The organism is Glaciecola sp. XM2 (genome assembly GCF_018595715.1).
In the GTDB taxonomy this organism is placed as follows: domain Bacteria; phylum Pseudomonadota; class Gammaproteobacteria; order Enterobacterales; family Alteromonadaceae; genus Glaciecola.
Map to the genome: position 1 here is coordinate 81,719 of NZ_JAHEOJ010000027.1, position 23,414 is coordinate 105,132.

19 protein-coding genes are annotated in these 23,414 nt (G+C 45.0%); 9 read left to right on the forward strand and 10 right to left on the reverse strand.

The features are described from left to right. The first annotated feature begins 239 nt into the window (after positions 1 to 239). Genes KJ365_RS15155 through KJ365_RS15165 form a run of 3 tightly spaced genes read left to right on the forward strand, consistent with a single transcriptional unit; the run spans position 240 to position 2,393 of the window. Entirely contained in the window at positions 240 to 752 is a 513-nt protein-coding gene (locus KJ365_RS15155) for a copper chaperone PCu(A)C (protein WP_214452520.1), read from the forward strand. A gap of 54 nt (positions 753 to 806) precedes the next feature. Continuing rightward, complete coding sequence (locus KJ365_RS15160) at positions 807 to 1,280, forward strand: Dps family protein (RefSeq protein ID WP_214452521.1); 474 nt, start codon at positions 807 to 809, stop codon at positions 1,278 to 1,280. Between the two features lie 12 nt (positions 1,281 to 1,292). Beyond that, positions 1,293 to 2,393, forward strand: coding sequence for a PQQ-dependent sugar dehydrogenase (locus KJ365_RS15165; RefSeq protein ID WP_214452522.1), 1,101 nt, complete (start codon positions 1,293 to 1,295; stop codon positions 2,391 to 2,393). Between the two features lie 45 nt (positions 2,394 to 2,438). Here KJ365_RS15165 and KJ365_RS15170 read toward each other — a convergent pair whose 3' ends face one another. Further along, positions 2,439 to 2,750, reverse strand: coding sequence for an Mpo1-like protein (locus KJ365_RS15170; protein WP_214452523.1), 312 nt, complete (start codon positions 2,748 to 2,750; stop codon positions 2,439 to 2,441). 133 nt (positions 2,751 to 2,883) lie between these two features. Between KJ365_RS15170 and KJ365_RS15175 the strand changes: the two genes are divergently transcribed. The 4 genes from KJ365_RS15175 (at position 2,884) to KJ365_RS15190 (ending at position 7,201) form a co-directional block, all read left to right on the forward strand. Continuing rightward, complete coding sequence (locus tag KJ365_RS15175) at positions 2,884 to 3,732, forward strand: tetratricopeptide repeat protein (protein WP_214452524.1); 849 nt, start codon at positions 2,884 to 2,886, stop codon at positions 3,730 to 3,732. Between the two features lie 175 nt (positions 3,733 to 3,907). Further along, on the forward strand, positions 3,908 to 5,203 hold the full coding sequence (locus KJ365_RS15180) for an adenylosuccinate synthase (protein ID WP_214452525.1): 1,296 nt from the start codon (positions 3,908 to 3,910) through the stop codon (positions 5,201 to 5,203). 136 nt (positions 5,204 to 5,339) lie between these two features. After that, positions 5,340 to 6,785: an aldehyde dehydrogenase family protein gene (locus tag KJ365_RS15185; RefSeq protein ID WP_214452526.1), complete on the forward strand. Its 1,446-nt coding sequence runs from the start codon at positions 5,340 to 5,342 to the stop codon at positions 6,783 to 6,785. Then, positions 6,785 to 7,201, forward strand: coding sequence for a VOC family protein (locus KJ365_RS15190; protein ID WP_214452527.1), 417 nt, complete (start codon positions 6,785 to 6,787; stop codon positions 7,199 to 7,201). Before KJ365_RS15185 ends, KJ365_RS15190 begins: the two co-directional genes overlap by 1 nt. 6 nt (positions 7,202 to 7,207) lie before the next feature. Here KJ365_RS15190 and KJ365_RS15195 read toward each other — a convergent pair whose 3' ends face one another. The 8 genes from KJ365_RS15195 to KJ365_RS15230 all read right to left on the reverse strand — a co-directional run bounded on the left by KJ365_RS15195 (position 7,208) and on the right by KJ365_RS15230 (position 18,944). Beyond that, positions 7,208 to 8,581 (reverse strand): Na+/H+ antiporter NhaC family protein, encoded by a 1,374-nt coding sequence (locus KJ365_RS15195; RefSeq protein WP_214452528.1) that lies wholly within the window; start codon positions 8,579 to 8,581, stop codon positions 7,208 to 7,210. Between the two features lie 66 nt (positions 8,582 to 8,647). Further along, positions 8,648 to 11,104: a penicillin binding protein PBP4B gene (gene pbp4b, locus KJ365_RS15200; protein ID WP_214452529.1), complete on the reverse strand. Its 2,457-nt coding sequence runs from the start codon at positions 11,102 to 11,104 to the stop codon at positions 8,648 to 8,650. Between the two features lie 145 nt (positions 11,105 to 11,249). Beyond that, complete coding sequence (locus tag KJ365_RS15205; protein ID WP_214452530.1) at positions 11,250 to 12,578, reverse strand: M14 family zinc carboxypeptidase; 1,329 nt, start codon at positions 12,576 to 12,578, stop codon at positions 11,250 to 11,252. A 111-nt stretch (positions 12,579 to 12,689) separates the two neighbouring features. Beyond that, positions 12,690 to 13,610, reverse strand: coding sequence for an N-acetylmuramic acid 6-phosphate etherase (gene murQ / locus KJ365_RS15210; protein WP_214452531.1), 921 nt, complete (start codon positions 13,608 to 13,610; stop codon positions 12,690 to 12,692). Positions 13,611 to 13,616: 6 nt separating this feature from the next. Next, positions 13,617 to 15,191, reverse strand: a complete 1,575-nt coding sequence (locus tag KJ365_RS15215; RefSeq protein ID WP_214452532.1) for a sodium:solute symporter — start codon at positions 15,189 to 15,191, stop codon at positions 13,617 to 13,619. A 141-nt stretch (positions 15,192 to 15,332) separates the two neighbouring features. Further along, positions 15,333 to 16,466 carry a mandelate racemase/muconate lactonizing enzyme family protein gene (locus KJ365_RS15220; RefSeq protein ID WP_214452533.1) on the reverse strand — a complete coding sequence of 378 codons (1,134 nt, stop codon included), beginning with the start codon at positions 16,464 to 16,466 and terminating at the stop codon, positions 15,333 to 15,335. Next, positions 16,463 to 17,581, reverse strand: coding sequence for an alanine racemase (alr, locus tag KJ365_RS15225; RefSeq protein WP_214452534.1), 1,119 nt, complete (start codon positions 17,579 to 17,581; stop codon positions 16,463 to 16,465). Before alr ends, KJ365_RS15220 begins: the two co-directional genes overlap by 4 nt. A 1-nt stretch (position 17,582) precedes the next feature. Next, a complete protein-coding gene (locus KJ365_RS15230) occupies positions 17,583 to 18,944 on the reverse strand; it encodes a hypothetical protein (protein ID WP_214452535.1) in 1,362 nt (453 codons plus the stop codon). Positions 18,945 to 19,023: 79 nt separating this feature from the next. On the opposite strand from KJ365_RS15230, the gene KJ365_RS15235 reads away from it, so the two are divergent. Next, complete coding sequence (locus KJ365_RS15235) at positions 19,024 to 19,872, forward strand: glucosamine kinase nucleotide-binding domain-containing protein (protein WP_214452536.1); 849 nt, start codon at positions 19,024 to 19,026, stop codon at positions 19,870 to 19,872. Positions 19,873 to 19,879: 7 nt separating this feature from the next. Here KJ365_RS15235 and KJ365_RS15240 read toward each other — a convergent pair whose 3' ends face one another. Further along, positions 19,880 to 20,218 carry a zinc ribbon domain-containing protein YjdM gene (locus KJ365_RS15240; RefSeq protein ID WP_214452537.1) on the reverse strand — a complete coding sequence of 113 codons (339 nt, stop codon included), beginning with the start codon at positions 20,216 to 20,218 and terminating at the stop codon, positions 19,880 to 19,882. Positions 20,219 to 20,419: 201 nt separating this feature from the next. On the opposite strand from KJ365_RS15240, the gene KJ365_RS15245 reads away from it, so the two are divergent. Continuing rightward, positions 20,420 to 23,290 (forward strand): M16 family metallopeptidase, encoded by a 2,871-nt coding sequence (locus KJ365_RS15245; protein ID WP_352109426.1) that lies wholly within the window; start codon positions 20,420 to 20,422, stop codon positions 23,288 to 23,290. Positions 23,291 to 23,414 lie beyond the last annotated feature (124 nt).

The following is a 23,414-nucleotide window of genomic DNA, read 5'->3' on the forward strand; positions in this document are numbered from 1 at the left end:
CAGCTTAAAATAAGTCAGCTCGAACTAGCCACCTACTGATGAATCAGTAGTTGATATGTCTTGGCAGTTCGATTCCGGCAGTCGGCACCATTTTCTACACTAGTTTAGCCTTTTTGTTTATCTTTGATAATCTCCTTACCTCGAACCGGCCATTTTTCAAATCAGAGCGCTTGCCGCCTTTTTGATTTGAGGTTATGTTATTATCATTATTAATAGTTTGTTTAGAGAGATAACGTGAAATGAACAAAGTGATTTGGGCCGGTTACATATTTTTGGTCATGATGGGTGCACACATAGCGCATGCAAAGGCGAATGACGCTGATGCTACAATGGCACAAAACATTGTTGTTGATAAAGTATGGGCACGCGAAACTTTTAAAATGGCGCGCTCTGGCGCTGCATACGCGCAACTCACTAATCCATCAGATGCAGAAATAGTATTAGTTGGCGCAAGTGTCGACGAAAGTATCGCAAGCATGGTAGAGCTACACGAAACCAACATGGTCAATGGCATGATGCGGATGCAAGAATTAGAGCAAGGCATTGCAATTGCGCCTGGCGCTTCGGTTTCCATGCAACCAGGTGGGATGCATTTTATGATTATGGGCCTACAGGGCCCTCTGGTTGCCGGCGAATCGTTTACTTTAACTTTGGAATTCGCTGACCAATCGCAGCAAACGCTCAATGTGGGTATCCAAGATATGAGTAATCGTAAGGCTGACGATGCAAGTAAACCAAAAACCCACAATTAGTCTATAAATAACGAATTAAAATAAACGCATTGTAATAATAAACGGGAGTCTTTTGTGTCAAAAATTGATATTGGTATTAACGAAGCAGACCGCGTAGCGATTGCTGATGGTCTAAAGAAACTACTTGCAGATTCATACACGTTATACCTTCAAACGCACAACTTTCATTGGAACGTGACAGGTCCTCAGTTTCGTGAACTGCACCTTATGTTTGAAGAGCACTACACCGAATTAGCGATTGCTGTGGATGATGTTGCTGAGCGCATTCGTACGCTTGGTGTAGTTGCGCCAGGTACATATAAAGCATTTGCAACACTTAGCAGTATTAGCGAAGTCGATGGCGTCCCTGAGGCAAAAGAAATGGTGACCATTTTGACGCAAGGACATGAAGCGGTCGTAAGAACGTGTCGTGAAGTATTAAAATTAGCACAGGATGCCGATGATGAATCTACTGCAGCACTAGTAGGCGACAGAATGCGCGTTCATGAAAAAACAGCTTGGATGTTGCGAGCAACTCTACCTAATTAAGGTTTATCCCATATGAAAAAGTGTTTAAAAATAGCCCTTGCCTCGAGCATAGTCTTGGCAGGGAGCACCCATGTAGTGGCTCAATCAAACTTTGAAGTAACTGAGGTTGCCAGCGGTCTGAACCACCCATGGGGCATTGCGTTTTTGCCTGACGGCAGTGCGCTTATTACCGAGCGCAAAGGCGGCCTTAGACATATGAAGGCTGATGGCGAACTCAGCGCTCCTATTACCGGATTACCCGCCGCGGTAGATAGAGGACAGGGTGGGATGTTAGGGCTAGCGATACATCCTAACTTTGCAGAAAACCAAGAAGTTTATGTATGTCTGTCGGTTGCTGGCGAAGGCGGTACTTCTAGTGAAGTGCACAAAGGCACTCTCAACGATGGCGCACTTACTAATGTGACTCGAGTGTTTGAAGCCTTACCTAAAGTCGACACAGGTTTTCATTTTGGTTGCCGCGTAACATTTGACCAATCGGGCCATGTTTATATTTCATTGGGCGATCGTGGGTCGTTCAAAGAAGCATCACAAGAAACGGATGCGCATTTCGGCAAAGTAGTGCGCATTACGCAAGACGGGCAACCGGTTGCCGACAATCCCTTCATTGATGGTCCTGCACCAGAGGTATACACCTACGGACACCGCAACGTTCAGGGGATGACCATGCACCCAGAGACCGGCGCTATATGGACTCATGAACATGGACCTAAAGGTGGCGACGAAATAAATATTCTTAGCAAAGGCGACAATTATGGTTGGCCGAGCATCACTTACGGCGTTAACTATAACGGCAGTATCATCACCGATAAGACAGAGATGGACGGAATGGAGCAACCGCTAACCTATTGGGATCCTTCCATTGCGCCCAGTGGTATGATGTTCTACACAGCAGAGATGTTTCCTGAGTGGCAAGGCGACTTGTTTATTGGTTCGTTAAAGTTCAGATACTTAAAGCACCTTGAAATGGACGGTGACAAAATTGTGTCACAAAACAATTTACTAGAAGGTTTGGATTATCGTATCCGAGATGTAGCTCAAGGACCAGATGGCAGCATTTACGTCATTACCGATGCCGCAGACGGAAAAGTATTGAAGCTGCACGCACCAAAGTAAGCTAAGCTTATTCTTCAAAAGACTGCCTAAATCTAGGCAGTCTTTTTATCCCTTCAAAGATATCTTTCCAATAAGAATATCTTTAAACATCACCCAATCACCCATCAAGCTATATATGGGGTGCTTAAACGTCGCTGGCCGGTTATGTTCGTAAAAGAAGTGGCCCACCCACGCGAAGCCATAACCAATAATGGGCATCAGCCATAACAATACATATTGACTGGTGACTATTGCCGCAATGATGACGCCAAGCACTAACCATGAGCCAATAAAATGCAGAAGGCGGCATGTAGGGTTTGCATGCTCTGCCAAATAATATGGGTAAAACTCAGAAAAAGAGGAAAATCGATTACTCATACATCATACTCAAAACAGTAAATCACATGTGTTTATATCACGACTTTTGCACACATGTAAATTTGTCCACAGGCTTGCAAAACCGAAATTGATCCTCATAATCGAGAGATATAAACAAGTAGATTGGCTAAATATGTCTGAGAATACAGTTGCGTTAAATGTTGAAAACTTTAAACAAGTTATATTGGAAGATAGCAAGCACAAGATAGTGATTGCTTATTTTTGGGCGCCTTGGGATGAAGCTTCTGTGCAGATGATGCCTGTATTGGAAAATGTATGCCAGCAAAACCCACAAACCCTTAAATTGGCCACTATCAATTGTGACGAGCAACCCGAAATAGTAGGGCAATTTGGCGTGCGCTCGCTGCCTACGACCATGCTGATTAAAGAAGGACAACCTATCGACGGTTTTGCAGGTGCACAAACGCCAGAACAACTTTCAGAAACGTTGGCAAAACATTTGCCTAGCCCTGCAAGCGAAGCCTTAGAGCAAGCGGTAAATGCGGCGCAGCAAGGTGACATGCAAACTGCATTTACCTACGCCAAACAGGCTTTTGATCTCGACCCAGATAGCATTGAATGCCGATTACTACTTGCCGATTGCGCGGTTGAAACAGGTCAAATTGAAACAGCAAAAGCATTAGTATCTGAAATCAAACTAGTTGATCAGGACGCAAGATACCAAGCCATTGTTGGAAAAATTGAATTGGCTGAAAAAGCGGCCGAATCGCCAGAATTAAAAGCGTTGCAAGCAGAGCTTGAGAAAAATCCAGATGATTTTGATTTGAAAATTAAGGTGGCTGTGCAGCTCCAGCAAGCGCATAAAACTGAGGCCGCATTAACCTTATTATTCGAAGTTCTCAGCAAAGATCTTAATTTTGCAGATGCGAAGAAGATTACGCTCGATATGATTAACGCGCTACCGGATGGTGAGCCTCTGAAGTCTAAGTATCGCCGCAAGATATACAGTTTGCTGTACTAACGCATAAGTGGCGGGTTGTGCTGAGCGCATCTGTTTCATTATTAGCAGTTTTAGGGGCAATTTTCGCTTAAAAAGACGCTTTTTTGCCTTACGACTAAAAATATAGATATTTAGTGTCAACATGCGTAGTGAAATTTGCTAAAATCGCCGCCTACTTAATCAAGCATAAAAATCCATGGCAAAAAATGTTGTAGTGCTCGGCACCCAATGGGGTGATGAGGGTAAAGGAAAGGTCGTTGACTTATTAACGGATCAGGCGTCATATGTCGTGCGCTATCAGGGCGGTCATAACGCGGGTCATACTCTCGTTATCGACGGTGAGAAAACCGTATTACATCTTATTCCCTCAGGCATATTACGCGAAAACGTTACCTGCGTAATTGGTAATGGCGTGGTGCTTAGCCCACAAGCATTACTTGAAGAAATGAAAATGCTTGAAGATAAGGGAATTCCAGTCAAAGAGCGCTTGGTCATTTCTGAAGCATGCCCGCTTATTCTCCCTTTCCATGTGGCATTAGACGTAGCCCGCGAAGTGGCTCGTGGTGCAAAAGCGATTGGCACGACAGGGCGCGGCATCGGTCCAGCATATGAAGACAAAGTATCTCGAAGAGGTTTGCGTGTAGGCGACCTATTCAATCCAGAAGACTTTGCCGTAAAACTTAAAGAAGTCATGGCGTATCACAACTTTATGTTGACCGAATATTACAAGCAACCTGCTGTGGATTATGACACAGTGTTGGCAGAGGCTTTGGCAGTTGCCGATCTATTTAAGTCTCTCAAAGTCGATGTAACCGACCTACTTGAGAAAGCCAAACAAAACAATCAAGCCATTATGTTTGAAGGCGCGCAAGGTACTTTGCTAGATATTGATCATGGTACATATCCATATGTGACCTCATCGAATACCACCGTAGGCGGCGTTGCCACCGGCGCCGGCTTTGGCCCGCTGAGCATTGACTACGTCCTTGGGATTGTAAAGGCATATACTACACGCGTTGGCTCTGGACCGTTTCCAACTGAATTAGATTGTCAGGTAGGACAACATCTAGGAATTAAAGGACATGAGTTTGGCGCAACTACTGGTCGTAAACGCAGAACAGGCTGGTTTGACGCAGTTGCTATTCGTCGTGCGGTACAACTCAACTCTGTAACAGGATTCTGTCTAACCAAGCTTGACGTGTTAGATGGCTTAGAAGTGTTGAAAATTTGTATCGGATATCAAGATGCCGACGGCAACGTCGTCGATACGCCACCTCTAGCCGCCGAGGGTTATGACCTTATCACGCCTGTGTATGAAACAATGCCGGGATGGTCACAAAAGACTTACGGTGTCACTCAATACGATGATTTACCTCAAGCAGCTAAGAATTATATTGCACGTCTAGAAGAGCTCACAGGGGTTACCGTAGATATTATTTCTACAGGCCCAGATAGAGCTGAAACGATGGTGTTGCGTCATCCTTTTGAATAAGCATTCACTGGCGCGGTAAAATAACGAGGTTTGTATTAAAAGGCGGTAATATTACCGCCTTTTTTGTTGTTCAAATTTTGTTAAATCCACTTACTTTGTTAATATCGAGATCTTATCAGTAAGGGATGCAGTTCACATGTCTAATACCCATAGCATAGCGTTGGAAATTACATCAGCGACTAGCAATAGTGCAGATGATGCAGCTATTGAGCAATTCGATTTTACCAATGTCTTAGATGGTCTTAATAAGTACTTTGATACTCGAGTCACTTTTTCTATGGAATGGCGAAAAAGCCAGCTACACGCCATGGCAAAAATGCTGCGCAAAAACGAAGCGGCAATATTTGAAGCGCTATATAAAGATTTAGGTAAATGTAAGCAAGAAACCACCTTAGCCGAAATTGCATTTTTACAGGCAGATATAAAGTATGCACTCAAGCATATAAAGAAATGGATGCGGCCAATTGCTAAATCGACACCGTTAATGGCAAAGCCAGGCAAGAGTTTTGTATACCCACAGCCCTTAGGTACTGTGTTGATTATTGGTGCTTGGAACTATCCTCTACAGTTAACGTTGAGCCCATTTGTTGCGGCGATTGCTGCTGGCAATTGTGCCGTGCTAAAGCCCTCCGAAATGGCTTCTAACACATCCGCTCTTATCGCTAAAATGTTGCCAGAATACTTAGATACGAAGGCATTTAAGGTAGTGGAAGGTGGCAAGGATGAGACGACCGCTTTGTTGCAGCAGCCTTTTAACAAAATTTTCTATACGGGCGGTGAGCGGGTGGGTAAAGTCGTCATGCGCGCGGCTTCTGAGCACCTTACTCCTGTCACCCTGGAGTTAGGTGGCAAAAGCCCATGCATTGTAGATAAAACCGCTGATTTAGATATTACGGCCAATCGCATCGTTTGGGGAAAATGGCTGAACGCAGGGCAAACGTGTATCGCGCCTGACTACGTTTTGGTTGAGCCAGAAATACAGCAAGCGTTCATCGAGGCAATGAAACGCGCACTTGAGGCGCAATATTCGAAAGAGCCTAAATCAAATAAAGCATATGGGCGTATTATTTCGCAACAACATTGTCAGCGAGTTGCAAGCTATCTTGATGGGCAGACCATTATCCATGGTGGCCAAATTGATATCCCCGAGCGCTACATCTCGCCAACGCTTGTTTTAAATCCAGCGCTTGATTCTCCTATCATGCAAGAGGAAATTTTTGGACCGCTACTACCCATCATAACCTTGCCCTCTATTAACGAAATGTTTGCCTTTATCAATAAACGTGCCGACCCCTTAGCGGCTTATATTTATACAAAAGACAAAGAGATTGAGAGCCAATTTATTGAAAAAGTCAGTGCAGGAAGCATGTTAATCAATGACAGCAATATGTTTATGCTCAATCATGAGCTTCCCTTTGGTGGCGTTGGCGCCAGTGGAATGGGTCGTTATCATGGCAAATATGGCTTTGACTGCTTTAGTCACGAAAAGACGGTTATGAAGCGCACTTTCAGTTTTGAAAATAATATTCGTTATGCGCCGTATACCTCATTTAAATCCTTTCTTCTTAATAGGTTCATGTAATGATTTGTCCATTTCACCTCGCTATCCCCGTCACCGATTTACAAGCAAGTAAGCGTTTTTATCAAGAGCATATTGGCTGTGAGATGGGGCGTAGTTCTGAGCAATGGATTGATTGGAATTTTTTTGGCCATCAACTCGTGACGCACTTGGTCAATGAGATGCCAAGCGGCGACAATGCCAATCAAGTGGACAGCAAGTCAGTGCCGGTCCCGCATTTTGGGCTCGTACTGCCAAAAGCCGAGTGGGAGACCCTTGCTTCGCGTCTCCAGAGCGCTGGATATACCTTTCATATCTCGCCCTATATTCGTTTTAAGGGTGAAGTGGGCGAGCAGGGAACCTTCTTCTTATTCGATCCTAGCGGCAACGCCCTGGAGTTTAAATATTTTGAAGATATGAGTCAGCTCTTCGCCTCATAAGCTATTCTATAGCGCTACCACGCTAATACCGATGTATCCGATAATGGTGGTGGCCCCAACTACAAGTGCATATGGCAGTTGCGTTCGAACGTGAGTTAATAGGTCGCAGCCTGCCGCAAGAGAACTGATTGCGGTTGTATCTGAGATGGGTGAGCAGTGATCACCAAAAATCCCGCCGCCTAAAATTGCCGCTAACACAATCTCTGGCGGTAGCCCTAAACTTTGCGCTAACGGCATACCAATGGGAATTAATATCGCAAACGTGCCCCATGAGGTACCGGTGGTAAAAGAAATGATGCCCCCAGCAATAAAGAGCATGGGAATAATCAAATAAATAGATAGGTAGCTACCCACTAAACCGGCCGCAAAAGTCCCCGTACCTAGTTCCTTTAAGCTGTCTCCAAGGGTAATTGATAGTAATACAATGGTGACTAACGGAAGCAGTTCACTCATGCCGTTAAAGCCCATTTTAAACGCGCCCTTATTGTCGGTCTTTTTACCAATTAGGAGCATGGCGTAGGCAACGATGCAGGCGAGAAATGTCGCATAGAGCACCGACTTACTGCCACTACCTGATGTTAAGTCGCCCTCGCCCGTCCAAAACATAAAGCCGAGCATGCCAAATACCATGACGAGCATTGGTACCAACATAAAGCGCGCTTTGCTAGGAGCAGCTACTTCTACGTTACTGTCGATACGTTCTAAGTCTATTTCTGCTTGCGCCATCGGACCATGAACCTTATCGCCCGCAATCGTATAAGCGACTACTACAAGGGTTAGCCATGCATAGATATTGTAAGGAAGGGTTGACCATAATATTTCAAGTGGGTTTTGACCTAAATCGTAGCTTGAAAGCAAAGCCAATATGTAGGCCCCCCAACCGTTTAGCAAAATAAGAATACACACAGGAGCACTGGTTGAATCAATCACATAAGCAAGCCGCGCACGACTCATTTTAAATTTGTCGAACAAGCCGCGGGCGAGGATACCGGAGGTAAGAACGCTTAAATTAGACTCGATGAAAATGGCGATGCCGGTAAACATGGTAATGCCGCCCACTCTTCGCTTTGTGCTAGCGATGCCTGAATTGATGAGCTTATTCACCATAGCTGCCACACCGCCCGAGTCACGAACAAAAGCGAGCAATGCACCGACTAATAAAGAAAATACTAAAATACGCGCGTTACCGGGGTCACTCACCGTGCTAATGATGCGTTCAATGGTATTGATGGGAGTTAAAAATAAGGAGGCTTCATTTGACAATAAAAGCAACAGAAACTCGGCGCTGACCACCGAAAGCAACAAAGCCAAGATGACTTCTTTTTTCCATAACACGATAATGATCGCGATTGCTGGTGGTAATACGGTTAACCAATCCACTGCGCCTCTCCCTCGATAGATGTTTGTTTTATTCTTATAGACGTCAATGTTTTTATTAACATCGGATTACTTTGTGCGAATGATCGCCTCATACACAAGACTCATTACGCTACCATAGCGCCCTGTTTCGAAGGTGTCACCCAAAAAGCTTACCCCGTTCTCGTTTACGATTGTGGGTGAATGTTTTTTGTTGGTCAGTAGAATAACCGCTAAGTCATATTCAGGATCAATAAGTGTTGCGGTGCCTGTCCAACCGGTATGTCCGAAGGCACTGGCACTGGCATACGGACCAAAGTGCCACGCCAGCGATTTATCAGATGCCAAACGCCAACCTAAACCGATGTTATGTTGCCCTGAGCTAGATTGTGTAAAGCGACGGAGCACATTGTCATCAACAAGGCTTACATCACCATAGCCACCGCCATTTAGCAGTAGCTGTGCTAACACCGCTAAATCTTGAGCATTTCCAAATAAGCCTGCATGTCCAGCCACGCCAGCCATCGAATAATATGCTTTTTCATCGTGCACCTCGCCTTGCAAGGTATGCATGCGAATATTCGGGAAATTGATTTCTCCTCCTCGCGAATTACCCATCAGTTCGGTAGCCGCAAATTGTGAAGGATCTTCACCTTTCTCAAGAGGTGTAAATTGCAATGACTTAAGTTCTAATGGTGCGTACACCTCATCTTCTAGGTACTCATCTAACCCGAGGCCGGTTATGCGTTCAACCAACAAGCCTAAGATCATGAAGTTAGTATCGGAATAGGTTTGCAGCGTTTGTCTTCCGGCTTTAAACGGTACTTTGTTCAACAGTAAATCTTTTGTTACCCCTGGCTCCAATGAATGAAAAGTTTCGCCAAGTGAATTGTTGGGGTCAAAAAATTTCACTTCACTATCAAAGCCAGAGGCGTGGGATAGCAAGTCTTCTATCGTGCGGGTTTCACGTCCAGCGCCTATAAATTCTGGAAGGTGAGTGACAACCAAATCATGTAAACTCAATTTACCTTCATTCACCAGCTTCATAATGGCCAGTGTGGTGCTAAACACCTTGGTGTTTGATGCAAGATCAAATCGAGTGTCTAGCTGCATGGGCAAGGGTGAGTTTAGCGTTTCGCCATTGTTGTCATATTTACGGGCATAACCGTAGGCCGAGTGCTTAACAATCTTACCTTTATGCAATACCAACAGTACCGCACCAGGAAAACCATTTTCAATATCGTCTTGAATTAATCTATCGACCGCACTGAAGTCATAGGGTGCAGCTGTGGTTTTGCCAATCTCAGGGTAGGGAATGGATATGTGAACGCTAGCGCCTTGAGGGAGAATATTGGCCACCCTTAATGTGTTTATGCCATCGTGCGTACGTTTTTCTAACGAATATTCATATATGTTGCCAAAGATAAAGGGGGTGTCAATATTAAGCTTTTCTTCGTTCACGTATATATCTGCCGACGTCGCATCAGATGAGGTGAGAGAAAAGCGGCCGCTATTGGCATATGCGCTAAATCGCGTTCTGTTATTTACCCATTCTCGGCTTTGCGCCTTGATCATCGGAAAGTGCAAGTCGAGCTGATTGACGAAAGAGGGGAGGGGCTCTTCGATGCTCTCACGCTCAAGATGATATCGCTCCATCAGGGCAGTATGAGCATCTGGAAAGTATTTTTCGAGCAATGCAAAGATAGCAGCGGCGGTTCTTGCATCTGAATTGCCACTTACCTGCCAAGGTAAAAAGTGCATTTGAAATGCTGACAAATTATCAATACTTTGTCTGTCGAGTATGCCGGTTTCAATAATGCCGTATCCGTAAGCACTCAGTGCCGCTTGCACTAGGCCGATATTGGGCAAATCGCTATTAAATATTTGCCAATGCTTAGCTAATGTTTCGTCGTCATACCATGCGCCAACGCCTGCTTGATATAGCTGAAACCAAGGAAAGCGTGGACCGGGATCGTTTTTCCGAGAAGGAGCAATATCAGAATGGCCAACCACCGCAGTAGGTGAAATATCTGGATTGCGCGCTAAGATGTCTTGACTGAGTTGGATGACTAACTCGATTTGTTTTGGGTCAAAATCTGGGAAGATGCAAAGACGGTTAGGCCCATGCTCAGCTTTAGACGCCATTCCTGCGGCCTCAATCGCGTTCTCATCATCAAAGCATGACGGAGTATTTACAATTTCAATGCCAATTGAACTATCATTGAGACCGGTTCGACCTTGCCAATAGCTTGTACCGGCATGCCATGCGCGCTCAGTTTCATCAACCAGTTGTAATATTTTTAAATCAGAATATGGATAGCTAGGGTCATTGCTTTGCGGAACAAGGTAGTGAGAGCTTACAAACCCTTCGTCGACCAATAAATCCACCGATGTTTGATAATCTACAGCGGTAAAATGCATCACCAACGATTTGACCCGAAAGCTATAATTCGCCGAGGGAAGTTGGGTATATGATGAACTTACGCAACTCGCAACTAATATGGCACTAGCAAGTATAAAAACTGAACGTAAAACAGAATAAGACATCTAGCGATTAGCTCCGCTCTTTTGCATTTGACCCCCGACGTATTGAACAGTATAGGAGGGATTCTCTTATTGTTTCAATATCATAGTGCCTTAATTATCTAGAGACAATCATATTCACAATACAATGGACGGCTACAGCGGTTTATTATTCCAATATAAGCAGTTTTCCGTTAATTACTGCGGCAACAACGACGCCTTTCAGGCGCATGAGAAAATAAGCGGGTTGCTGTAAACGTAATGAGCACCTTATTGAGGGCTCGGTGTTATTAAACGACAGACTATAATCAGACTGATTATTCAACAAGTCGGCCTCACCATGAAAGTGAATCACTCCTTTTTTAAGCCAATCCTTATAACCTTGGTTGTCAATAAGTAAAGGTTCACTAAGGTTATGAGGCCGCCCGTAGTCAAAGCATAACCCAGTCGCATCAAATTCTTCAAGGCCAGCTTGAATGCCTAAGTCGCCCACTGCGTCGATAAAAAACACATCGCTATAACGTGCGGTTTGTTTGATGCTGATACTGGCGAAATACGGGTGCTCACCGTCGAACCTTAAGTTGTGTATCACCAAAGACGACAACGTTTCTGCGGTGTTTTCATGAATTCGCCAGTATGCTTGTTGATAATGGGATAGCTGGGCTTCGTCTAGTTGTTGCTCGTGCATGTCTTTTAATGCGTTGAGTGCACTTCGAATTGCAAGTACATTCATTTTGCGAGCGACCTGACGATTAGGGTCTTTGCGTGCCGCGCCAGATTCTATCAATATCGTACTAACTTGCCTCTCGGCTATGCGGTCGCCAAACGAGCGAGGAGAAAAGGTATCGTCATATCGTGCTATGCATTGCGGAATGTGCGGGCTAATCGTTTCTGTCATTTTGCCAATCAGGGCCATTGCTAAAAAGCGCGCTTCATCAATATCCTTTTCATGATTAAACGCTGGGGCAAGAAAGGCGATAGTTGAGGGGTTACCGTTTGTGCCACACTGATAATAAGGCGACTGGTCGTGAAGATTAAAGCCAACCTTAGGTTTTAAATCATCTACCAAGCGCATCAATATGCGGCCTTCAGGCGTTTGTTGCGCCATCGCATCCCTATTGATATCAATCGCTTGAGCATTATGACGTATGCAGCGCTGTGCGCCGTCTGGGTTTAGCATAGGTACGATATGCAATGTAAACAACTGCTCAAACACATTGAGCGGCATATCTTGTGCACTCAGCACGCTATCGATTAAATCAAATACTGAGGCGGTCGCGGTTGCTTCATTTCCATGCATTTGCGTCCACGCTAAAATAACAATGGGACCACAGCCAAGGCGAATGCGATAAATGTCACGGCCTTCGTAAGACTCTCCCTCGCATACTACTTCAACGCTTTCAATTTTCTTGAGCTCACGTATAAACGGAAGAACATTGTCATGGACTAAATGAGGTCGGTTCAGTTCGGCCAACAGTGGATGAATGGAAGATGGCATATGGTGTTAAACATTATAGAGTACGTGTCTATTACCATAGCTAAAGAAGGCACGCATATGCAAATTATAATCGACGGCTAGACGGCGTTTATTTGCAAAGTTAAGGCAATATTATGATTTCAATGCGTTGCGCAAAAATCCGTCAGCATCATCTAGTAGCCGGCGTGCTTGTTGTGCAGATGAATTAGTCAGTACCATCAAAATTGCGAGCTTGGCGCTATTTTCAGCTTTCGCTAGCGCGGTTTGTGCTTGCTCGACCGAACATGCCGTTGCCTGCATCACAATACGAATTGCCCTTGCTTCAAGTTTGTGATTTGTCGCGTTTACGTCAACCATAAGGTTTTCATATACCTTGCCAATTTTTACCATGCTTGCAGTGCTAAGCATGTTTAACACTAACTTTTGTGCACTACCCGACTTCATGCGCGTTGAGCCTGTTAGACACTCTGGACCTACTGCAACACAGATGCCGGTATGGGCAATTTTCAACAAAGGCGCATTTGGGTTACAGACTAAACATACCGTCCGGCAGCCCGTATTATTAGCATATTCCAACGCTCCAATCACATAGGGTGTGCGGCCGCTTGCTGCAATACCTACAACGACATCATTTGCGTTTAGTTGAATCTCTTGTAAATCGATTTTACCTTGCTCAATATTGTCTTCTGCCCCTTCAACTGCGTGAGTGAGTGCACGCTCACCGCCTGCTATTAGGCCAACAACCATATCATCTGGCACACTGAACGTTGGGCGACACTCCACCGCGTCTAGTACGCCAAGTCGCCCGCTAGTGCCGGCACCAATATAGATTAAACGCCCACCTTTTTTGAAAGCAGCGACGATTGTGTCAACCGCGCAGGCTATTTGTGAAAGCTGCGAGCTAACGGCTTCAGCGACTTTTTTATCTTCTTGGTTAATGACACGTAAAAGCTCTTGCGTAGGGCGAGTATCTAAATCTAGCGTGTTTGGGTTTCGCCCTTCTGAAAGCATGTTATCCAAATCACGGATTAACACTTCTGAGGTATTAGTCATTTTTTATCATCCCTCGTGCACTGGCTCAGCGGTATGAGATGACTTACCAAGCATGCATATACTCAGCGACAAGGCCGTCCCAATAATTAGCTGCCATGAAAAACCTAAATCAAACTGCAGGTGCTCTGGCAAATACAGAGTTTGTATGTAGGGCTGCATTACGACCGGCGTTAAGAAGCCAACGATGAGCGCACATAAAACCGATGTAGGTGAGCCTCTATGAGTGAATAGCGCGGTAAAGTAAATGCCGAGTAATCCACTGTAAGAAAATACCATGACGCTAAGCGCAAATGCTAGCAGGGGGGTATCGGTATATTGTTGCCAGTAATAACAAAGGGCCGCCATAGACGATAACGCGAGGGCGACAAGACCCATGCTAACGCGCCCTGCAAATACGAGCTTTTGCTCAGAGATAACCGCGTTTTTGCGAATCAAGCCTCTATAAATATCCTGTATCGCTACCGAAGACATTGAGTTGAGTCCCGAATTTAAAGTTGATAAGGCTGCCGCCACGATACCAATGGTGACAATTGCTTTTATGCCATTGGGGAGGTCGGTAAGCACGTAATACATAAAGATGGTGACGGTTTGCCCATCAAACTCTGGCACCGGCTCTCCTAGTGCAGACTGCGCCATAATATCTGGGCGTTGATAGTAGATAAAAAGCAGCAGGCCGATGCAAACAAAAATAAGCACCACTGGTATTCCCATTGCGATGGACGAAAGTAGGGCCTTGGTGGCGCTTTTTTCGTCTTTACAAGTGAGCATGCGCTGAGTGACGTCTTGGTCTAAACCAAAGGCGGCAATGTTGAGCAACACAAACCCTGTGATCACCGACCAAAAACCAAAGACGCCGGCGCTACTAAAATCCAAGGAAAAATCGATAAAGGTCAGTTTTGATGGCTCCCCCGGTGCAGGGTTTTGCAGTGTTTGCACGATGGTGCCAAAATCTACGGGCATGCTGGTGTATAGATAAAACAAGACGAGTAGGGCCGCGCTGATATACACAAGGCATTGGATCGCGTCAGAATAAATAACGCTGCGGATACCGCCGTACATGGTATATGCAAATCCGATAATCGCAATTAGCAAGATGGCACTTATTACGCTGCTGGCTTGAATATCGCCGAACAAAATCATCGCCACGGCAATGGCCGCCATGTATAGTCTTGCGCCGCTAGCAAACAGACGACCGCTTAAATAAATGATCCCCGCTTGATACTTAGCATTTTCACCAAAGCGTTTTTGCAATAGCTCGTATACCGTAAATACCTTTAGTTTGTAGAATCGAGGTAGTAAGAATGTCGCTACAAAGATAGCGGCAATGATACCTGCAATATTTGTGGCCAAATAGGTTAAGTCACCACGGTAACCTTGATCAGGACCGCCTAAAAAGGTGGCAGCTGATTGCGATGTGGCTAACACAGAAACCCCTACCGCCCATATCGGCATGGCATTTCCAGCAAGGAAGTAATCGTTGGTTGTGCTTGCTTTTCGATTGAAAATATAGCCGGTGACTAACAGCAATAGGCCATAACCGGCAAATACCGACCAGTCGATTAATGAAAATTGATCAATCATTCAAGACAAACCTTAAGGTTAATAAAATAGCGCAACATGCGACAATAATGAATAATGGGTTTCATGCGAACAAGATAATGAAGTATCGCATCAATTTAACCCAATGGCCTTCGAAAACCAAGTTGCAATCCACGCGAGGGATTATTCTGCGCGCCAGGGATCAAAGCTTTGATTGGGGCTAATTCCAAGCCCCGCTGTGGTATTCAGTTGAATGTTGGCGTTGTCGAAAACGGTCGCTCCTTTAATCGGATCGAACTTGGCCAATGTTGGGCCATCAAGGTCAATAAGCTTAATGACATCGGCATTTGCGGCGGCTAAATGTGAGGCAGCAGCGACGCCAATACTGCTCTCAAGCATGCAACCAATCATGCAAGTTATGTCATGTTGACGACAATATTCGATGATACTTAAAGCGCCAAACAAACCGCCAGTTTTGATTAGTTTAATGTTAATAATATCGGCTGCTTCGCACCTGTGTAACTGCTTTACTTGAGACAAGTTAAACGCGCTCTCATCTGCCATAAGAGGCGTATTGATAGCTGCTTTTATGGTTGCCATGCCAGTAATATCATTCGCTTTGACTGGTTGTTCGAGCAATTCAAAGGTCATGCCATTTGTCTCTAATGTTTGCATGATTGAGATTGCTGAATCGGTGCTCCAGCCCTGGTTTGCATCGATGCGAATGGCGATCTCTTCGGTGCAAGAGCGCCGTATGTGGTGATATAGTTGGGTGATGCTGTCTATGTCGTCCTTTGGCTCTTTACCTACCTTGACCTTTAAGCACCGATACCCGCGTGATATTGCCTCATCTACATGCTTTTGCATTTGTTCGGGGCTATTGACGCTAATGGTATAATCGGTCATCAACGTGGTATGAATCGTCTTGCTCGGTTGTTGAGCCGGCGATAATAGCTGATACAAAGGCATTTGATTAAGTTGAGCAAAAGCATCATAAAGTGCTACATCGATAGCGGCTTTTGCATTACTGCCTGCCTCAGGGTGCTGATTTACCTGACGAATAATCGTGTCAAATTGCTCAAGGGTTTGCCCAATCAGTAAGGGCTTGAGTAACTTATGTATATCGTTAGCAATATGTCTGTGATCTTGTTGAGTGATTGCAAGCGTTGCCGGGGCACTGCCAAACCCAACGATGCCATTGTCGCACTGCAAAACTACCACGCTGTCATGCAATGCGTTCACCGTTCTAAGAGCAGTTTTAAAAGGGGTGTGTAGAGGCGCGCTTAAAGAATAAAGAGAGATATTCCTGATTTTCATAATGGCGAATTGTCGTTTCCAGCAGCGCAAAAATAGCGTCTTTTAACACGAGAAGATAAACGCGTCATAAGTTCATAACCAATGGTGCCAATATGCTCAGCGACATCATTAATGGACAAGGTATCACCCCATAATTCCACATTATCGCCAACCTCAACATTTTGTAAGTCCGTCACATCAAAGGTAATCATATCCATAGAAACTCTGCCGACTAATGCAATCCTGTGACCATTGCACATCGCCGGTGTGCCAGTGGGAGCATGCCTTGGATAGCCATCAGCATACCCGATTGCGACTGTTGCTATGGTGGATTGTCGCGGCGCTTTCCATGTGGCTCCGTAACCTACGGTATCGCCTTTGGGGATAGTCCTTAAAGCAATGATTTTTGCCTGTAGATGCATCACCGGCTTCAGCACCAACGCTTGGTTCGCAGGTGCTTGAACAGAAAATGGAGAGCTACCATACATGGCAATGCCAATTCGGTTGAAGTCTTGGCGTGCGTCTTTGTGTGCAATTGTGCCAGCTGAATTCGCTATCGATAGCGCAAAACCAGAGGTTTGAGCGCACTTTAAAAAGGCATCGATCTGTGACTGAGCATGCTCGCTATTTGCTTCATCAGCGCAGGCCAGATGAGTGGCAATAACAGTGTTGGGGGTAAAGTATTGAGGGTAATCGTCTACGAGCTTTGCAAATGAGTCGAGCGCAAATCCTAAGCGATGCATGCCGCTGTCGAATTTAAACCACAGTCGCCCATCTAGACTTGCTTCGGTAGAGGATAATGCGTCTAAAAAGCCAAGTTGGGTATGATTGTGAATCATCCAGTGCAGATTTTGTTCTAGCGTATGCGCCACTTCCGGTGATTCATGCGGCCCTTGCAATACCAATATTGGCAGTGTGATGCCACTTGCTCTTAACTCCAGGGCCTCTTGCAATATTGCCACGGCGAACATATCGCAATGCGCTTGTATATGTTGGGCAATTTTTACGGCGCCATTGCCATACGCATTTGCTTTTATTACCGCAACGGTCTTACTTTGTTTGGCATATCCTTGAAGCGCGATAAGATTGGATGTCACCGCGTCTAGGTTGATAGTGGCAATGGTTTGTCGACTCACGTTACGGCTCTCTTAAAAGGGTACGCATACTGTCTTCTAGCAGCGCAAGCATCTTCTTACCTGCAAGGGGTAAATTCTCTTCTTTTGCTTGTGGTACGGCTACTTGCGCTGCGATGGTAAACTCTCTACCGCCTTGAAAATGCGGCAAACAAACATGGGCTAACACTACATTTTCTGTGGTAGAGCGCGTTTCGCTTGGGCCCCAACCGATTTTTTGAAATACGCGCCACTGTCCTTGAGTTTGCTCGTCTAATGTCTTTTTCACGTCGTTGGATTGACCATCGACCATGACATTTGCAATGGCCTGTTGGAGCATAGTAGAGATACCCAAAGTCATGCCTGCGAAGCGTTGGTCGGGATATGAATGACCAGTGCCATAGAGTAACGTTTCTACATCTTGAGCAAGCAAATTTGGATGTGCTGTCGCTCGGTCGCGCTGATGTACTGCTAAGCGTTTTAACCATTCGGCCTGAGCAAGTGTGGTCATCGGTTTATTTCCCGTCAAACCACAGGTGTCACACCGGTAAGGAAGGTACGCTGGGTCCTCAGATGCCTCAAGGTATGGCGTGATCAGCGCGCTTTTTTCAGTGTTTAACATGCTCCAAATAAGGTTTGATGGTTCGAATGCGACTGGGCCATATGCTCCCTTGAAATATATGTTGGGGTTGGAGAGTTTTAACCACTGGTCATAAAACAAACCTGTTAGGCGCTCTCTTCCTGCAACATTGGCAAAAAATGTGGCAAGGGCATTGGATTCACCTGACGCAGTGCCAAAATCCTCATAGCTGTTAATGCCCGTAATCATATCCGCAATATAGGTCTCACCGATGGTGGCTTGTGCGCCTAGGCCAAGCTCGCGTACTTTGGAAATCGCTCCGGTGTAGGCGAAAATTTTAGATGAACTCCACGGCTCATATATTTCATCGTGAGAGTTGTCATTGCCTAAATATCGATATGCCATTTCGCCATTTTTATCAGCCATGTCGATAACAAAAACACGACCAGATTGGCTCGAAATATCAAAATAATTGGGTTGCAAGGTAATACGCGACTCCCAACCATAATCAGCATAGTTCACTTGCGTTGAGGTTTTATACGCATCATTTGCGGGCCGCAACGAGCAGCCTTCCGATTTATCACTCTGATTGGCAGGAAGGGGCGGTATCGCTAACATAGTTTGCTGATAAAAGACTGCATGAGGAGGACTGTTCTGCGCTTGTTTGATGGTGTTGTCATCTTGAGTGCCCTCTTGATGTTGGCTACATCCTGATAAAGATACGACAAATATAGCAATGGCGGATGTTAAAGCGAAAGCTTTTACGTGTTTTTGACCGAGCTTGCGTTTAAGATAATATGCACACATTCGCAGGAATGACCCCAAAAGCGTTAGAGTATGTAAATCATCCTATCTTACGTTTTATTGTCAATGGAAATTTTGTTTTATGAGTGACTACATCATTGCAGTCGATGGCGGCGGTACAAAGTGTAACGTGGTGCTTTTTGACCAATCGGGCCGCGAGCTGGCGCAGAGTGTGACCGGACCTGCAAATGTATTTAGTGATTTTGACTTAGCGATACACTCCATTGAAACAGGGGTAGGTAATGTTCTTCAAGCAACAGGGCTTACGCCAGAGCAATGCATTTTAAGCGCAGCTTGCGCAGGTGCCGGCATGCCCGAGGCCTTGCATAAATTCAAAAGTTGGAAGCATCCATTTCAGCATGCCTCAATCATCACCGACATTCATGCATCACTCATTGGCGCAAACAAAGGGCGGGATTGCGCGCTACTTATTGTAGGTACGGGGTCCTGTTTTGCGAGCCTTAAAAATTCACGGGTCACCACGTATGGAGGCCATGGCTTTTTATTGGGTGACATTGCCAGTGGTGCGTGGATTGGTAAATGTCTGATAAGTTGGTACTTACAAACTTTGGATTGTATTTATCACGAGCCGAAGTTGGAACAAGCCATTGCTCAACGCTTTGGTAGTACAGCATCTGTCATCATTCAACACTTCTCGCGTGCAAACCCTCAGGAGTACGCTACCCTTGCTCCCTTAGTTTTTGAACATCAACATTCAAGCGAAGTGGCAAAGACAATACTTGCTGAGGGCGTGGGCTATTTGTCTATGTTGCTTAAAAAAGCAGATGTCTCAAACGATTTTTGTTTTATTGATGGCGGTTTGTCAGAGCGCTATATCCCTTTGCTAGAAAAGCAGCTTGGACACAAACTACTAAAGCCTGCAGCTTCGGCCGAAATGGGTGCTTTCCTGTATGCTAAAAGTATTAAGTAAGTACACACTACTGCTTTTGTAGTTTCACTACCTTAGATTTCAACATCATCACCCCAGCGCCATCCACTTTACAATCGATATCATGGTCGCCCTCAACAATTCTGTTTATTTTTGCTTTCGTTCCTATTTTGAGGACCTGCGAGGAGCCTTTTACTTTTAGGTCTTTAACCAAAGTAACGCTGTCCCCCTCATAGATAAGGTTTCCGACCGCATCTTTAAGCGACAACCTTTGAGGCTCTAAATCACTTTGCTGCCATTCGTGCCCGCACTGAGGGCAAATTAACAGTGTTTGATCTTCATACGTATAATCGGCCTTGCACTGTGGGCAAGGAGGGAGGTTTGACATAAAAAGCTTGCCTCAATGAATTCGCGTGTACTTAGTTTATCAGGCTTTTATATTTCAAACGACCAGTGAGGAGTTTACAATGGCTAAGATTAAGGTATAAGGTTCTCAGTACTTGTGCTCAGTGACTAATTTGCAAAGTGTGAGTCACACTTGAGTTGCATACCTTATATACTCAGCTTGCCGTTAACTAAAGGATACAAAGTGAAAATACATATTTCATTCGTTGCTCTCTTCGCTGTGCTTTTTATAGGCGCATGCACCCCTCCTAAAGAGCTTGGCGATCAGCAAGCCGCTGAGCCGGTTCAAAAAACGCTCGAAGTAGATGTTGAAAAGTTTACTTTGGATAACGGCTTGGAGGTTGTCTTTCATAAGGACGATTCAGACCCGGTTACCGCGGTAGCTTTAATGTTCCATGTAGGTTCAGCGCGTGAAATAGAAAACAGAACAGGGTTTGCGCATTTGTTCGAACATCTGCTGTTTTTGGAGTCTGAAAACTTAGGTAAAGGTGGATTAGATGCCATGAGCAGCCGCATTGGAGGCTCTGGCGCTAATGGTTCAACGAGCCGTGACCGCACTGACTATTTTCAAACCGTACCAAATGATGCCTTAGAAAAGATGATTTGGGCCGAAGCCGACAAGCTAGGCTTTTTCATCAATACAGTGACCGAAGCGGTACTAGAAAAAGAAAAGCAGGTTGTCAAAAATGAAAAGCGACAAGGGGTTGATAATGCACCTTACGGGCATGCAAATTATGTGGTTGGTAAGAACTTATATCCCAGTAACCATCCATACAATTGGCAAGTCATCGGCTCTCTAGAAGATTTGCAAAGTGCGACCTTAGACGATGTAAAAGAGTTTTATCGTAAGTGGTATGTGCCAAACAATGCGACCTTGGTGATTGCGGGTGACTTTGATTCTGAACAAGCAAAAGCTTGGGTAAGTAAGTATTTTAGTGAAATACCCAGAGGGGATGAGATCACGCCACTGCCCAAGATGCCGGTAGAACTTGAGAGCTCTAAGTCCTTATTTCACGAAGATAATTTTGCTCGTTTACCTGAGTTAAGACTTACGTGGCCGACGGTGGAAATCTATCATCCTGATAGCTACCCGTTACAAGTGCTTTCACAACTTTTAAGCAGTGGTAAAAAAGCCCCGTTAAACTCAGTGTTAACTGAGCAAGAACAACTATCATCGACCATCTTTATGTTCGACCGTAATAATGAAATTGCCGGTGAAAAAACCTTATTGATTCGTGCTTTCCCAGGCACAGATTTAGATGAAGTGTATGCAGCGGTCAATACCGCATTCACTAAATTCGAAACCGAAAGTTTCACGCAAGCCGATTTAGATCGCATCAAAGCGGGCATCGAAACCAGCTTTTATAATAATCTGTCGAGTGTTTTAGGAAAAGCGATACAACTAGCAGAGTATAATATCTTTGCTGGCGACCCTAGCTTCATAAATCAAGACATTGCAAACGTGTTAGCGGTAAGCAAAGAAGATGTATTGCGTGTGTACAATGCCTATATAAAAGGCAAGCCATATGTTGCGACTAGCTTCGTCCCTAAAGGAGAGGTTGAGTTGGCGCTTGAAGGAGCATCGGTAGCGCAAGTCACCGAAGAAGAAATTGTACAAGGTGTGGCGCAAGAAGAGTTTTTGCTGCCTGAATCAACTGAATACGCTAGAACGCCGTCTAGCTTTGACCGCAGCGTGGAGCCTCCATATGGTCCTGCAGCCCAAGTAAAAGTTCCTACTACGTGGCAAGCCCAAAAAGCTAATCAAATGGGCGTTTATGGTATTGAAACCTTTGAGCTGCCGCTCGTGCAGTTTCGTTTAGAAATAGACGGTGGCCTGATGATGGAGTCCACCGAAAAGGCCGGCGTAGCTAACTTGCTTGCAGAGCTCATGATGAAAGGAACGGCGAGTAAAACAGCCGAACAACTGGAAGAAGCGATTGATATGCTCGGCGCCTCTATTTCGGTAAGTGCGAGTCAAGATACGATGAGTATCAGCGGCAACACGTTAGCAAAAAACTATCAAGCAACCTTGGACTTGGTAGAGGAAATACTGCTTTCTCCTAGGTGGGATGAACAAGAATTTGCGCTTGCTAAGCAAAGTGTATTGAGCAACCTTGCTCAGCAGTCTGCAAACCCAAATGCCATTGCTAATGCGCAATTCAATAAACTGCTCTACGGGAGTGAAAATATCCTCTCTTATAGCGTGTTAGGTAGCACAGATACCGTGGCCAATATTACCTTAGGAGACCTTAAGGAATACTACGAAAGGCACCTTGCGCCGGAGTTAGCCGATTTCCATATTGTTGGCGCAGTGACACAAGATACCGTTATGGCATCACTTGACGACCTAGCGACTAAATGGACCGTAAGGGATGCAAAACTACCTGTGTTTACAAAGCCAGCCCCAATTGAAGCCTCGCAAGTCTATTTTTATGACGTACCGGGAGCTAAACAATCAGTTATCCGTTTTGGTTACTTAGCATTGGCAGAGACTGATACAGATTTCTATCCTGCTGAGGTAATGAACTACATTTTAGGTGGCGGCGGGTTTGCGTCTCGGCTAACGCAACAGTTGCGCGAAGGCAAGGGCTACACGTATGGCATTCGCTCTTCATTTTCCGGAACGCAGCTTCCAGGGCCATTTGTCATTGGTAGCAATATTCGCACAAATGTTACCTATGAAGCGGCTGAACTGATTAAGTCTATTTTGAGTGAGTATCCGGCAACCTTCTCAGAACAAGACTTGCAAACAACCAAAAGCTTTTTATTAAAAAGTAACGCGCGCCGTTTTGAAACCCTCGGTGCGAAGTTAAGTATGCTAAAGAACATTAGCGATTATCGTTGGACTGCTGACTATGTTTCGAAGCGAGAAGCGATTGTAAAAGAAATCACCTTAGATGAAATTAGCGCATTGGCTGGTGAGTATGTCAACCCTAACAAGATGCTCTACCTTGTGGTTGGGGATGCACAGACGCAACTAAGCCGACTTGAAGCATTGGGTTTTGGTGCCCCGATTTTGTTAAATCCAAACGATGATGCCCAAGTAGCCCAATAGCGTGAATTGACTCCCCCAAATACAAAGCCTACTCATCGCAGTAGGCTTTTTTTGAGTTAAATGGAATTGTTCGAAACAGCATGGGAGAGTTGCGGTACACTAACAGAAATTTACATAGGTCCTT

Excerpts from the sequence above, each read along its gene's own strand:
- KJ365_RS15155 (WP_214452520.1), top strand. The coding sequence starts at position 240 with ATGAACAAAGTGATTTGGGCCGGTTACATATTTTTGGTCATGATGGGT.
- KJ365_RS15165 (WP_214452522.1), top strand. The coding sequence starts at position 1,293 with ATGAAAAAGTGTTTAAAAATAGCCCTTGCCTCGAGCATAGTCTTGGCA.
- KJ365_RS15170 (WP_214452523.1), bottom strand. The coding sequence starts at position 2,750 with ATGAGTAATCGATTTTCCTCTTTTTCTGAGTTTTACCCATATTATTTG.
- KJ365_RS15175 (WP_214452524.1), top strand. The coding sequence starts at position 2,884 with ATGTCTGAGAATACAGTTGCGTTAAATGTTGAAAACTTTAAACAAGTT.
- KJ365_RS15180 (WP_214452525.1), top strand. The coding sequence starts at position 3,908 with ATGGCAAAAAATGTTGTAGTGCTCGGCACCCAATGGGGTGATGAGGGT.
- KJ365_RS15185 (WP_214452526.1), top strand. The coding sequence starts at position 5,340 with ATGTCTAATACCCATAGCATAGCGTTGGAAATTACATCAGCGACTAGC.
- KJ365_RS15190 (WP_214452527.1), top strand. The coding sequence starts at position 6,785 with ATGATTTGTCCATTTCACCTCGCTATCCCCGTCACCGATTTACAAGCA.
- pbp4b (WP_214452529.1), bottom strand. The coding sequence starts at position 11,104 with ATGTCTTATTCTGTTTTACGTTCAGTTTTTATACTTGCTAGTGCCATA.
- KJ365_RS15205 (WP_214452530.1), bottom strand. The coding sequence starts at position 12,578 with ATGCCATCTTCCATTCATCCACTGTTGGCCGAACTGAACCGACCTCAT.
- murQ (WP_214452531.1), bottom strand. The coding sequence starts at position 13,610 with ATGACTAATACCTCAGAAGTGTTAATCCGTGATTTGGATAACATGCTT.
- KJ365_RS15215 (WP_214452532.1), bottom strand. The coding sequence starts at position 15,191 with ATGATTGATCAATTTTCATTAATCGACTGGTCGGTATTTGCCGGTTAT.
- KJ365_RS15220 (WP_214452533.1), bottom strand. The coding sequence starts at position 16,466 with ATGAAAATCAGGAATATCTCTCTTTATTCTTTAAGCGCGCCTCTACAC.
- KJ365_RS15230 (WP_214452535.1), bottom strand. The coding sequence starts at position 18,944 with ATGTGTGCATATTATCTTAAACGCAAGCTCGGTCAAAAACACGTAAAA.
- KJ365_RS15235 (WP_214452536.1), top strand. The coding sequence starts at position 19,024 with ATGAGTGACTACATCATTGCAGTCGATGGCGGCGGTACAAAGTGTAAC.
- KJ365_RS15240 (WP_214452537.1), bottom strand. The coding sequence starts at position 20,218 with ATGTCAAACCTCCCTCCTTGCCCACAGTGCAAGGCCGATTATACGTAT.